We start from the raw sequence: 12,870 nt of genomic DNA on the forward strand, positions 1-12,870 counted from the left end.
GCTCGTTCGCTGCAATACTGCTCCCTGTCCGGAGAGGGCCTTTCTCAGAAGATCTATCCCGGCCACAGGGCCGTTATCTGAATTGCCATTCGGTTGCCATTTCCGGCTGGTCGCCACAAAAGTGCGCACTAAAAAAAGTTCGAAAATACCTCTTGCTTCGGCAAGCTTCAAGATGGGTTCACCGGGTGGATACTGCCAGGCCACTCGAATATGAGCCTCCTTGAACTTTTGCCTCTTGCGTTCATTCCAATTGGAGACCGCTGATATTGCCGAACTCTCATCGGTCGCGGATGGCTCGGCATGGCGGGCAGCCCAATGGACGGTGGCAAGTAATTCCATGCCGTAGGGAGTTTCAAAACCTTCGATGATTTCTGCGACTCTCGCCAGCCGCTCTCTTGACTCGTCATTCTCCCTGAGAAACTCCTCTGCCTCCTCGACCACTCCGGGCAAAAGCGCGATTTCAGCGTCCGGCTTCTGCTGGTCCCCATAGCCGCGGATGAAATGTCCCTCCAGCCGTTCAAGCACTTTGTTCAAGTTTGGCGCAAAGGGTCCGTAATGCCCGGCATGATAACGCAACCGGAGCGGTTCTCCCGCCTCTTGCAGAAAATAAGCAAGCTTTTGGATTTCCAACAGGGTCATTCGATAAGAAAGCTCGAGATATTGTGCCATCAGCTTGATGAGCATGGCGCGGGCAGCCGTCATCGCCGGTCTGGGGGTGTGTACCGGCATCTTGGCAGGAGGCGGTGAACCATGCGGCACATACAAAAGCAGATCAACTTCGGGCACATTGGCAAAAGCTTTTCTGATCATCGGTTCGACCACGCTCCACTGCAAACCACCGAGTCCACAGCCCAGTGGCGGGACCGCGATCGTCTTGATATTCAATTTTCTTACCGTTTGAACGAGCGCGTGCAGACCGGACTCGATATCTTCAATCCGCGACTTGCCGCGCCAATGCCGTTTGCTGGGAAAGTTGATGATGTATTTGGGGCCAAGCAATTGCCCCGTTTCAAACACGAACATTTCGCCCGGCTTGACATTGTGGGCACGGCAGGCTTTGGCATAAGCTTCAAAATTCTTTGGGAAAGCCTGCTTGAATTGCAGCGCAATTCCCTTGCCCATGTAGCCGACACGGTTGACGGTGTTGACCAGGGCCTCGGCATCAGCCTCGACAATGTTGCCTTGAACAATTTTGATCATTGCCGCCGCCTCTCAATAGTAGTACCAATCCCTTCTGATCCTGACCGGCCGCCGAGCCTCCGGCGGGTATTGCTGCAGAATCTGCTCGATTTGGTTTTGATTCCGGCATTCATCACCACAATTTCTCTGATCAACGACCAGTCACAGAACTGATAAATGAGAAACTCTGCTTGCTTGCGCCTTTGTCTGTCCTTGTCGTCCTGCGTATCCGCCCAATAGCGCAGGTTGACAGCCGTCCAATCAACCTTGTCAAGATCGCGAAGGTCATTGTACCATTGCGTGAAGCTTGCCAGCCCGTGTCCATCAGCAAAGACAAAGCGAGTTCCATGCTGCTGAATGTCTTGTGCCGTGGCAATGAGGTAAATCAGCGGCTCCTGACCCTCTGCGTAATCTCTCACCTGCCCCGTCTTGAGCTGCAACAGCATGGGGGAGAGAAAGCCAAAATAGAACGAGACGTAATCATGGATGGTACCTCCCGGGCCACAAGGAATTGCGGTCCGCTGCCGGCGGGATTGGATTTCCATGTTGTGAATGACTTTGTAAGTCAGCCCGTCGGCAGGGGTGTGGTTGGGCGCGTAAATTCCACCTCGCCGCAAACAGATGTGAAGATTGTCCTGGTGCATCAGCCTTAAAATTGTCGTGGGAGTGGGTGCCGGTTTCAAGGCTTTCTTTCCTCAATAAAAATGACTTCTGAGGACTGTTGCGGCGAAAACTAAACTTCTGTCAAAATATTGCACATATAACGGCATTTTCCAATCTGTTTTTTCGGCAAGTGGGCGGGTAGCCAGCGTGAATCTCTGGTTCCTGCAGCATTTACGAAATTCTTCACAACCTCAGAAAGCCTGCAGGCGTGCTGCAACCGACTGCGGCAAGAGACCGCGGCGCTGCAACAATCCCGGGAGTCAATCCTGTTTTCCTTTTCACCTCGCGGACAATCTTGCGGGATTGCGAAGGCAAGGCCAAATGCTTCGCAGGCATCCTGGCTGAATGCCCGGAGCCGTGACTGCCTGCTTGCAAAATTCCAACGCCCGCAGCTCACGCCGCCCGTGCCTTGCGCAGCGGTATGACCACCAGGGCAAACACGATGACGCCGAACATCAGCAGCGACATCCACGCCCCGCCGTTGCCGGCGACAAAGTCGAATTCCGCCACGCCAAACAGCACCTGGGTGAGCGAGGTGAAATCCTCGAACGCCAAAACCAGGCCCGCCAGCAGCACGCCGGTGATCGCCTCCCCGGCGATCAACCCCGAGGCGATGAGCGTGCCGGTATTCTCCACAGTTTCTTTGGCCCCTGCCGCCAATTGCCTGGCCGCCATCCAGCGATCGACAAACAGCCGGATCAAACCGCCGGTGAAAATCGCGAAGGTGGTTTCGAAGGGCAGATACATGCCGACCGCGATCAACATCGGTGAGGGGGCTTTGAGCAAAATCAGCGCGCCGGAGAAGCACATGCCGAAGATGATCAAGCCCCACGGCATCTCACCGCCGACAATGCCCTTGGCGAGCTGCGCCATCAAGCCGGCTTGCGGCGCCGGCAGCAGGCGGTCGCCAATGCCGATGCCGCCGCTTTTGAGATTGCCTTCGTGCAAAATCATGATGGGCGCCACCAGCACGAAGGCCACGACAATCGTGCTCAGCAGGCAGGTGATCTCCATTTTGCGCGGCGTGCCGCCCAGCAAATGGCCGACCTTGAGGTCTTGAATCATGTCCCCCGCCATGGCCGTGGCGCACGCCACCACCGCGGCCACGCCGAGCACCGCGCCCACGCCGCGCAGCCCGGTCACGCCGAAAGCCACCATCAGCAGCGCGGCGATCACCAGCGTGGAAAGCGTCAAGCCCGACACCGGTTGATTCGAGCCGCCCACCAATCCCACCAGCCAGCCGCCCACCGCCGACAGCAGGAAGCCCATCACCAGCATCACCACCGCCGAGACAATCGCGCCGGTGACACTTTGGCTGAAATAATAGTAGAGCAGGCCCATGGGAATCACCAGCACGGCCGTGGCAATGAGAATGATCCTGGGATCGAGATCCTGTTCCAGCCGTGAGGGGGAGGCCACGCGGCTGCCTTTGCGCAACGCGTGCTGAAAGGCCTCGCGCAGCGCGCCGCGCAGCCCCCACATGGTTTTCATCGCACCCACAATCATCGCGCCCACCGCAATCGGCCGCACCTGGTTGTACCAAATCGAAAAGATGACCTCGCTCATTTCCGGCGAGGCGCCGGACAGCATGAGGCGGCCGGGCAGGTCCGGATTGAGAAACACCGCCAGCGGAATGAACACCAGCCAGGCGAGCACGCCGCCGGTGAAGTTGATGGCGGCGACTTCATAGCCGATGATGTAACCCACGCCCAGGAGCGCCGGCGAAATCGCCGGAGTCGCGAGCCGCAACGCGCCGGTGTGCGCCACCTCGCCCATGGGGGTGCGGTTGCTGCTGAAATGATGAATCACCGATTGCGGCAGGTGGATGACCCATTCCAAGCTCTCGCGAAAAATGGTCAGGCCCTTGCCGTCCTTGAAGATTTGCAGCAGCATGCCCAGGCCCATGGCGCCGAAGATGTACTTGGCCCCGCTTTCGCCGTGCTGGCCGGCCTTGACGATTTCAAAGCAGGCGCGGCTCTCCGGGAAGGGCAGGTCGGAATCGACGGTGAGCGTGCGGCGCAGCAGGATGATGAAGAGCACGCCCAGCACCCCGCCGATGAGCAGCATCAGCGAGGTTTCCCAGTAGCGGAAACTCGTCCACAGCCGCTCACCGTTCATTTCCACGATGACGAAGGCGGGCACGGTGAAAATGGCGCCCGCCACCAGCGCCTCGCCCACCGCGGCGGCGATGCGCATGGTATTCTGCTCGAGAATGCTGCCGCGAAAGAACGGCAGGCGAAACGCCGCAATCGCAATCACCGCCGCGGGAAACGTCGCGGACACGGTTTGACCGGCTTTCAGTCCAAGATAGGCATTGGCGGCACCCAGCACTGCGGCCATCACCAGGCCGAGGATGAGCGCCTTGGCCGTCATTTCCGGCAGCGAGGTTTCTGCGGGAACATAAGGCTGCTCACCAGGTTTTTCCGGCATTCCTTCCTCCCTTCGGGTTCAGGTTGTGTCAAACAAAGGCGCGTCATGAGAGCGGCGGCCATGAGCCACCCCTCGAGGCTGGCATCATGCAATACTCTCGTTCTGAACGTCGGGCTCCTGAGGGAGCTGGTGCAAAAATTCTCAGAAGAATCCCCCGTCTCAAATGAGGTTTCGTGGCAGTTGCCTTCGACGCGGAAGGGGCGACGGCGCAAGACTCGCGCTAGGGCTGCAGCCAGTAGCTCATCTTCACCAGCACCACATTTTCCGCGGGCAGGGAGAAGGTTCCGCGAAAGTCCCGGCCCACCGGGGTGTAGAAATCATCGTGGGCGCCGCGGCGCGCCTGGGTCCACACCAGGTAAAGCGTGCTGCCCGGCCGGTATTCCCAGCGCCATACCAGGTTGAGATGAAAGGAACGGTTGTTGAAATCGTGGTTGCCGTTGTATGCCTCGGGCACGAGCGTGGTGGGTGAAACCAGCCGTGCAAAATTGTCGAAATGGCCCTTGGCCAGGAAGGTTTGCGCATAGAGCTGCAGGGTGAGATCGCGGGTGAAAGTCAGGTTGCTGCGCAGTGTGAGATTGTATTCTTCGGTGTCACGCCGGCCGAAAAGGGCGTAGGGGTTTTGCAGGAACAGGGAATCCGGCACATTGGGCACCCAGGCGGTGCGATTGCGGCTGCGACCAAAGCCCAGCTCGCTGCTGATTTGTGCCCAGGTGGTGGGCCGCACTTCGATTTGCAGATTGGCCCGCCACTGGCGGTGGCCACCGGCATCGCGGAGATAGTTTTGGGCAAAGCTGGCGATGAGGGAGCGGCGGGGGTCGGTCGCGACGCCGCCCTCCACCATCAGATAATCAGGCTGGTGGTACAGGCCGCGGCCACGCGACTCACGATCATCATTGTTGTTGAAGGCGTATTTGACGCTCAGGTCGGTGTTCCAATAATTCCACCATTGCGCAACGGCGCTGAGACTGGTTTCGCTGATGAGGCGGGCGCCGTCGAAATTCCAGCGCAGATGCCCCAGGCTTTGGAGATGCCACTGGCGCAGCAGGCGGCCGGGTTGGTCCTCTTTGTAACGCAGTGTCAGCACCGTGCCGTAATCATTGGGACGGAAGAAAAAACCGAGGTCGTTGATGTTGTAATGCCGCGTGGTGAAATCGCCGCTGAGCGCGTAAAGCCAGTGGGTGCCGCCATCCTTGCCGAAGCGCAATTTGCCGGCGGAACCGCTGATGCGGCGGGATTCGCCCTGCGTGGTGTGGGAGCCGGCCCAAAAGCCGTCGATCACGTAGCGGCTTTGCTGGAAGCGCAGATTCCAATCCACCCCGCCGGTGAAAGCGGGATAACGCTGCGCGCGTGCCACCGCGGTGGCCATCATGCCCACGGTGGAATGGTCGAGCAGATCCTGTTTCAGACGGACCAGGCTGTAACTTGCCGCCGGCTCGCTGATCAGCGCCTGTTCTTCATCGGTGACGGCTTGCAACATGCCAAAGGACAGGCCGCGGCTGGTCTTGCCGGTGAGTTTGGCGGCCCCCAGAATGGTGGCGGCCTCATTGCGGCCGGTCAGCGGCCGGCCGATGCGGCGCGAATAAAACAAGCCCGGCCCGAAGTCACCGCCAAAAGTGGTGAAGCGCAAAATCTGTGTCCCCTCGATGAAGAACGGCCGCTTCTCTGGATAAAAGGTCTCGAACGTGCTGAGATTCAGCACCGCCGGGTCGGCTTCCACCTGGCCAAAATCCGGGTTGACGGTGAGATCGATGGTGAGATTGCTGGTCAGGCCGTATTTGAGATCGAAGCCGGCAGCGCTGCGAAAATCAGCCGCATTCGATCCCGGCGGCCGCAAGGCGGGGCTGGTAAATTGCCCCTTGGCCACCGCATAAGGCTGCAGCTCCACATGCCGGGGATTGGGCAGGCGGCCGTGCAGCCGCAAATGCCCAAAATGCGAGACGAAACCATTCTGGCTCTTGCGCACCAGCGCCCAAAAGGAGGTTTCCTGCTTGCGGCTGATGCGGCGAATGACATTGAAGCCCCACTCGTTGTCGCCGCCGGCCGCAGGGGTGTAGCGCAGCATGTTGAAGGGGATTTTGAACTCGGCCGACCAGCCGCCCGCAGGCCGGCCGTTGCCGGCAAAGGGGGCGTGGCTGTGCAGAATTTGCGTTTTGACCTCCCAGATGGCATCCCACGAGTTGTCTTCCTCCGCGCCGTCATTGTATTGCAGAATGTCGATTTTGACGCCGGAGGCCAGCACGGTGAACTCGAAGGCGGTTTTTTGATCGTGAAAGCTGTCGAGCCGAATCGAGATGAAATCGGATTCGATTTCGTTGTCGCGGCGCGTCAGGCGGGCGACGATCTTGTCCGGTTCGGCATCGTACATCATGCAGCCGAAATAGATGGCCTGTGCGTCATACAGAATGCGGATCTCGGTTGGCTCGCTTGCAGGCCGGCCTTCGAACGGCTCGTATTGCAGAAAGCCGTTGACGGTCGTGGCTGTTTGCCAGACCGCTTCCTCGAGGCGGCCGTCGATTTGGGGTGGCGTGGTGGTGGGCGTGGCAATGGCGAAACGTTCGTTGTCGCCGGCATGGAGAGCGGTGCCGGGCAACATGCCCGCAGCAAGCAGCAGCAGAACAATTTTCTTCATTCGACCTCACGGAAAGTCATCCGGCCGGTGGCGCTTGCAGGCAGGCGGCCCCGCAACCGGCATTTGAATCCTGCACGACACATTTCAGTCAATTGCCGCAAGACGCAGCCAGTTTATGGCTTTTGCCCCAGCCGCTCGAGATAGAACCCGGCGACGGCGCGCAGGCGGTGCACGAACGATTCTTCGTGCACGAGCGTGCCGAGAATGCCGGCCTTCAAGCGCGCCCATTGCCAAAGGCAGAAATCAAACTCGCCGCGTGCCCGCCGGCGCAGCTCGACCAGCACGAAAAAGTCGCCGATCTCCGCCAACTGCAAGCCCCATTTGCTCACCGGCGAGACGTTTTGCGCCAGCAAGCGCACGCTGGTGCCATCACTCTGCAGGCTCGCGCGGTAGATGACGCGCCCCAGGCGGTTGTCAATTTGATAAAAATAGAAGGCGGTGTCAACAGGCAAGCTGCGAAAGACGGGCGCAGGCACAGCCGAACGCGCGGCTGGATGGGCCAGCACGGCGCTGACTTTGAACAGCGTGGTGTGTTTTTTCTCGGTCCGGGAATAATATTGCAGCCCGGTGAGCCGGTGCAGCGCCGCCAGGCTGTCGGCGATTTGCAAAACCGTGAGCCGGCTCTGCACCCGCCCGCGGGCACGCAGCAACAATTTGAAGGGCCGGTGTCGGGGAAATTCCACGGGCAGCGTGTCCGCGCCCAGCTCCTGCAGTTTGTGAAAAATTTCCACCCGCAGCGAATCGCCGCCACTGCCGGCTGCCGCCATGACCGGCCGGGCAGAAACGCAGAGGGTGAGCAGCAGCACCGTGCAATGCTGCCTCATTGCACCTCCCTGCGAGGGCGGAGCTTCTTCCCTGCCTTCATGCCGATTTCCGCTGCCGGCCGCGCACGCGCAGCCGCGCGAGCAAAGGCTCGAGCGCAGGCGGCAGCGCGGATTCGCTGGTCTCCAAAGTGTGCTGGCGGTCGTTGTTGATCACACGCAAGCGGTAATGAAACTGATCGGCCGTGGCCGCGGCATTTTCCAGATGGCTGGGCAGCTCGAAAAAACCCGTGGCCTCGACCAGTTGCTGCCATTCGCGTGCTTCCTCGGGCGGCAATGTTTCGGTATCGATGACCGTCGTGACCCGGCGGCCCATGAAACCACCGCTGCGTTCAAAGTGAATCTGCATTTTCGGCCTCCGTTGTCAGATTCTCCCGGCTTGCCAAGTCGTGGCGGCATGTCAACATTGCCGGGTGTGGCATCTTTGTTCTTTCAGCGCCGGAGCGCCGCAGTCAGCACACTCACCGGCACCAGCAGGCAGCCCTTGTTGCCGCCGCCGCCACCCGGCTCGGCGATGGTGAGGCCCACTTCCGCCCAGCCGGTGCGCACCGCCTGCTGCTCCAGGCTGCCCCTGCCAAAAAGCTCGCCGGCCACCTGATAAGTGAGATTGGCCGCCTCCTGAAAATCGGAGCGCGTGGCGAGTTTGTCGCGCAACGTGACATACCAGATGCGGCCGGCTTTTTCCCAGGCATGGCCGCCCAGCTCGCGCGCGACGACGTAGAACGCATGATTGGGAATGCCGGAGTTGATATGCACGCCACCGTTGTCATAGTCGACGTTCCGGTAGGCGCTCATGTGGGCCGGCTGTGGATCCTCACCCAGCACGGGATCGTGGTAAGCCGTGCCCGGCGCTTTCATCGAGCGCAGCGCCACGCCGTTGACGTTGGCAGTAAGCAGGCCCTGGCCAATGAGCCAGTCGGCCTCGGCCGCGGTTTGATGGCGCTGGCGTTGCTTGACCAATGCGCCGAACACGTCGGAGAAGGATTCGTTGAGCGCGCCGGCCTGCTCCCAATACACCAGCCGTGCCTCATGCTGGGTGACGCCATGCGTCAGCTCGTGGGCGATGATGTCCACCGCAATGGTGAAGCGGTTGAACAGACGCTCGGCCACCGGCAGATCCTCATCCCCGTCGCCATAGACCATTTGCTCGCCGTTCCAGAAGGCATTGTCATAGCCCTGGTCGTAATGCACCGTGGAAGTCAAGCGCAGACCGTTGCCGTCGATGGAATCGCGGCCGTAGACTTCTTTGAACAGTTGATACGTCGCGCCCGCGCCCTCATAGGCTTCATCCACCGCCGGATCGCCGCTTGCGGGTTCCCCCTCACGGCGCACCTTCTGGCCGGGCAGGGACTTGCCGTGGCGCGCGTCATACACCACGCGCTCCAGTTGTTCCGCACGCGCCAATTTGGCGAGGGTGACATGCTCGGTCAGCGTCTGACGCTGGCTGCGGAATTGTTCGGAGACTTCCAGCGTGCGTCGCGCCCATTGTTGCTGTGCCGGCGTGCCGTGCTCCGCGATGCGCTTGAGCAGGTGTGGCGGCACGATGCATTGCATCCGGTTGCCGCGAGTGTGCTGATGCATGGACCTTGCCTTTTCAGGAAGAGTAAGCGGTTCGAGCTTGCATTATCGGCGGACACGTCTTGTTAACGCCGCCGGCAGTATCGTCGCAATCGGCCTCAACTTACAACAAAACCGCAGAAAGTCAATCGCCAATTTGGGGAGTTGTGATCTGCCCGGCAACTGCCCGTCCTGCCAGCTCGATCCGTCGCAACCGGGCTGTGCGGCTCCGACACCCGGCATCTCCCGTCATTGGGGTTTGGAATAAGCGCCTCTGCCCGCTGGGTCATGCTGCCAGTCTCTCCCCGGCTTTGGGGGGGAACCGCCGATTGCAGAGAAGATTCTGTGCCGGAGTAGATGCTTGCGGGATCACAAGCATGGCGATGCTCCGCACCACAAAAATCACACAGACCGCCAGGTTTCCCCTCGTGCTCTTGGTGGATTGCGTGGTTCGAAAACCTTCGCGGTGACGGTACCGTGCCCTTTCTGATCGGTCACGGCTTGGCCGTGGCATTCCGGCAGAGAGCATCCGCAGGATCGCAAGAGCAGGCCACGGTCGAACCGTGGCGGAACGTTGATCCTTTGCGAAACCCCTGCGGCTTCGCGTCCTGGCGTGTTCTGGCTTTTGGGATTTTATCGTTTCGAAAAAGTTGGCAGCATTGGGCTTCCAGCCTGCCTGCAGGCCTTTTCGTACCTGAATTTTGCACTGAATTGGCTAAAATCGCAATTCAAGCGGTTCAGAAATTGTTTTGATTCACCCAGTGGGTGTTGCAAAAAATTTTTTGCACAGCTGGCTTTGCTTTTAACTCCGCTGGAAGTGGGATGTTTATAGCAGCAGTGCGCTGTTTAGGTTTTGAAAACTCCGTCGGAGTGAAATGTGCTTCTCGCCAAATAATCGAGGCGTGTATCAACGAAGTGCGACATGTCACTCCTGCGGAGTTTGAGAATGGTGGTAACTTGGAATTGACTACAAACATTGCACCCCTGGCGGGGTTAGTCAGAGTGCACAACCGATCACAATTAACTGTGCCCTTTGCTGCAAAATTCAGATCGTAACAAACTTGAACCGCGAAGTCGGGAAGAACACCGGGCTGGTATTGCTTTGTGTACTTGGCGGCCTGGCGCTTCAAAAAATCTTCGTGGTCGGGATTTGGGGGGGGGCATCATTGTCATGCGTGCGCCCATCCGGCACACTGACAACGTTGCGCAGATTTTCTGTCTGCCTGCGGGCTGGAATGCTGTGCCACGGCATTTTCGGAGGAATGTCCATGCCGCTCGCGGGACACCCATCACGATGAAAATGTAGCGCAGACATCTTGTCTGCCTGCAGGCTGGAAGCCTGCGCTACGGCATTTTCGGAGGAATCAAGGGGACGGCGGAGGAATCCAGAGGGCAGTGATTGCGCGGGCTTTTGTTTCATGACAGGATTGCCGGCCGTTGCATGCAACCGCCGGCAATCCTGAATTTTTCCTGTGCCAGGCTTACCAGGAGCGGCGTCCGCCGCCACGGCGCTCGAAACCGCCGCTGCTGCGCCGCTCATTATTGCGCGGCCGGGCCTCATTGACGTTCAGCGCTTTGCCATCCAGATCACGGCCGTTCAAGCTGGACATGGCGGCTTCGGCTTCGCTTTTGGCGGGCATTTCCACGAAACCAAAGCCCTTGGACTCGCCGCTGAATCTGTCCTTGATGACTTCGGCCGAGGTCACCTGCCCGAAGGTCTCGAACATTTGTTGCAGGGCATCGGAGGTGACGCGGCGCGAGAGGTTGCCAACGAAAATTTTCATGGGAAAACCATCCTGAAATTAAATGTGAACAGCATGAGTGTGAGTGATGACTAATTGAAAGCAAAACGTCGGCTGCGCGTCCGGCCGGCGGCCGGACCGCCGTGGCGCCGGGCAGGAACCCGCGCATGAAAACTGCGCGGCCGGCGTTCGCGCGGTTCGGCGGTGGCGGAAGACGGCCGGCTGTAGTCAAAATCCGCCAGGGTGTGGCGCGGGATTTTGACCTTGATCAAATGTTGAATGGCAGCCAGGGCATTTTCCTCCGCCGGTGTGACCAGGGTGAGCGCCTCGCCCACGGCTTGCGCGCGGGCGGTGCGACCGATGCGATGCACGTAATCCTCCGGCGTCACCGGGACGTCGAAATTGATCACATGCGAAATGCCGTCGATATCCAGGCCGCGCGCGGCAATGTCGGTGGCCACCAGGATGCGATAGACACGGTCGCGGAATCCTGCGAGCGCAGCCAGTCGCTGGCCTTGCGTGCGGTCGCCGTGAATCATCGCGGCCTGGAAGCCGCTGTCCTTCAGGCGGAGCGCCAGGCGCACCGTGCGATCCTTGGTGCGCGTGAAAATCAACACTGACTCCATCTCGTGCTGCTGCAGCAACGCCAGCAGCAGCTCGGTCTTGAGATGGCCCGGCACCGGATAAGCAGCCTGGCTCACGCCTGCCGCCGGCGCCGCCTGCCGGCCGACTTGCACGGTGGCCGGGTCGCGCAGAATTTTGCGGCTGAGTTCGAGAATCTCCCGGGGCATGGTGGCGGAAAACATCATGGTCTGGCGCTGCGGCGGCAGACGGGCAATGATGCGGTTGACGTCGGGCAGAAAGCCCATGTCCAGCATGCGATCGGCCTCGTCGAGCACCAGCACCTCCAGGCCGTCGAAGCGGCCCACGCCGCTCTTCATGTGATCCAGCAGCCGGCCGGGCGTGGCCACGATCACGTCGGTGGCCAGGCGCAAGGCGCGCTGTTGCGGCGCCAGCCCGACCCCGCCGTAGATGGCGGCCGTATAAAGTTTGGTGTATTGCATCAGCCCCTGCATGACTTCGTTGATCTGCGCCGCCAGCTCGCGTGTGGGCGTGAGAATCAGCGCGCGAATCCTGCCGCTCAGGATGGGGTGCAGCCGGTTCAAAATCGGCAGGGCAAAGGCTGCGGTCTTGCCGGTGCCGGTTTGCGCGCAGCCGATGAGATCCCGGCCGCGGAGGGCAAGGGGGATGGCCTGTTCCTGAATGGGCGTCGGCTCATGATAGCCCAACTGATCGAGTGCTTTCAGCAGATCGGCATGCAGGCCGAAACGGTGAAACGACATGATGGTCCTTGAAAATGGGTCGCAGCGGGAAAGTGCAAAGAGATCACTCTCTTCCGGAAGCGATTGCAGGGAGAAATGTTACCGTGGCCCGGGAATCTCTTTGTCTTCAAGTCAGCTCTTGATTTCTTCCACCGATGCCAACGGCAGCAGGGCAGGGGAGGCGGTGCGGCAGGCAGCCGCACAGAAGAGATGAATGCGAAGAATTTCGGCAATAACCACTGAATGTTTGTGGTGGGATCACGCGCGGATTGAGAACAACCGGGGCTCATCACCACCTGTGTCACGTATCAACTTTTTGCCGCCGCTCCCGGGCGAATCTTGTATCTTCGCCCTGTGCAGCCCGTTTGTGATACGCGGGGTCAACATACGAATAACTTTCGCCGAAAACAAGCACGATTATAAATTATTTTCAATTTGTCACAGGCGGGCATGCTGCTCACTGCCACAGCCGGTGAGGTCGCACGGCGCGTGACAAAAGCCGGTCCCCGGCAAATCTGCCGTGAGCG

The 12,870-nt window shown here is 59.8% G+C and carries 9 protein-coding genes and 1 pseudogene; all 10 read right to left on the reverse strand.

The annotated features are described in order from the left end of the window. Positions 1 to 192 precede the first annotated feature (192 nt). Positions 193 to 1,200 (reverse strand): annotated as a pseudogene (locus ONB52_21650) (macro domain-containing protein). Then, entirely contained in the window at positions 1,197 to 1,862 is a 666-nt protein-coding gene (locus tag ONB52_21655) for a DUF4433 domain-containing protein (GenBank protein MDZ7418738.1), read from the reverse strand. Before ONB52_21655 ends, ONB52_21650 begins: the two are co-directional and overlap by 4 nt. A 373-nt stretch (positions 1,863 to 2,235) precedes the next feature. Next, a complete protein-coding gene (locus ONB52_21660; protein ID MDZ7418739.1) occupies positions 2,236 to 4,272 on the reverse strand; it encodes an oligopeptide transporter, OPT family in 2,037 nt (678 codons plus the stop codon). Positions 4,273 to 4,492: 220 nt separating this feature from the next. Then, positions 4,493 to 6,901 carry a carbohydrate binding family 9 domain-containing protein gene (locus ONB52_21665; protein MDZ7418740.1) on the reverse strand — a complete coding sequence of 803 codons (2,409 nt, stop codon included), beginning with the start codon at positions 6,899 to 6,901 and terminating at the stop codon, positions 4,493 to 4,495. 113 nt (positions 6,902 to 7,014) lie between these two features. Beyond that, positions 7,015 to 7,725: a hypothetical protein gene (locus ONB52_21670; GenBank protein ID MDZ7418741.1), complete on the reverse strand. Its 711-nt coding sequence runs from the start codon at positions 7,723 to 7,725 to the stop codon at positions 7,015 to 7,017. Between the two features lie 37 nt (positions 7,726 to 7,762). Next, positions 7,763 to 8,071: a hypothetical protein gene (locus tag ONB52_21675; GenBank protein MDZ7418742.1), complete on the reverse strand. Its 309-nt coding sequence runs from the start codon at positions 8,069 to 8,071 to the stop codon at positions 7,763 to 7,765. 83 nt (positions 8,072 to 8,154) lie between these two features. Beyond that, positions 8,155 to 9,303, reverse strand: a complete 1,149-nt coding sequence (locus tag ONB52_21680; GenBank protein ID MDZ7418743.1) for a M4 family metallopeptidase — start codon at positions 9,301 to 9,303, stop codon at positions 8,155 to 8,157. Between the two features lie 1,102 nt (positions 9,304 to 10,405). After that, a complete protein-coding gene (locus ONB52_21685; protein MDZ7418744.1) occupies positions 10,406 to 10,699 on the reverse strand; it encodes a hypothetical protein in 294 nt (97 codons plus the stop codon). A gap of 61 nt (positions 10,700 to 10,760) precedes the next feature. Then, complete coding sequence (locus ONB52_21690) at positions 10,761 to 11,063, reverse strand: RNA-binding protein (protein MDZ7418745.1); 303 nt, start codon at positions 11,061 to 11,063, stop codon at positions 10,761 to 10,763. Positions 11,064 to 11,113: 50 nt separating this feature from the next. After that, the gene (locus ONB52_21695; GenBank protein MDZ7418746.1) at positions 11,114 to 12,364 is read right to left on the reverse strand and encodes a DEAD/DEAH box helicase; all 1,251 of its coding nucleotides are present in this window, start codon (positions 12,362 to 12,364) and stop codon (positions 11,114 to 11,116) included. Positions 12,365 to 12,870 lie beyond the last annotated feature (506 nt).

It is taken from the genome of candidate division KSB1 bacterium, from assembly GCA_034506255.1.
In the GTDB taxonomy this organism is placed as follows: domain Bacteria; phylum Zhuqueibacterota; class Zhuqueibacteria; order Zhuqueibacterales; family Zhuqueibacteraceae; genus Coneutiohabitans; species Coneutiohabitans thermophilus.

What these genes read in the sequence shown, in the direction of transcription:
- ONB52_21660 (MDZ7418739.1), bottom strand. Translation starts at nt 4,272, where the DNA reads ATGCCGGAAAAACCTGGTGAGCAGCCTTATGTTCCCGCAGAAACCTCG.
- ONB52_21665 (MDZ7418740.1), bottom strand. Translation starts at nt 6,901, where the DNA reads ATGAAGAAAATTGTTCTGCTGCTGCTTGCTGCGGGCATGTTGCCCGGC.
- ONB52_21670 (MDZ7418741.1), bottom strand. Translation starts at nt 7,725, where the DNA reads ATGAGGCAGCATTGCACGGTGCTGCTGCTCACCCTCTGCGTTTCTGCC.
- ONB52_21675 (MDZ7418742.1), bottom strand. Translation starts at nt 8,071, where the DNA reads ATGCAGATTCACTTTGAACGCAGCGGTGGTTTCATGGGCCGCCGGGTC.
- ONB52_21680 (MDZ7418743.1), bottom strand. Translation starts at nt 9,303, where the DNA reads ATGCATCAGCACACTCGCGGCAACCGGATGCAATGCATCGTGCCGCCA.
- ONB52_21685 (MDZ7418744.1), bottom strand. Translation starts at nt 10,699, where the DNA reads ATGAAACAAAAGCCCGCGCAATCACTGCCCTCTGGATTCCTCCGCCGT.
- ONB52_21690 (MDZ7418745.1), bottom strand. Translation starts at nt 11,063, where the DNA reads ATGAAAATTTTCGTTGGCAACCTCTCGCGCCGCGTCACCTCCGATGCC.
- ONB52_21695 (MDZ7418746.1), bottom strand. Translation starts at nt 12,364, where the DNA reads ATGTCGTTTCACCGTTTCGGCCTGCATGCCGATCTGCTGAAAGCACTC.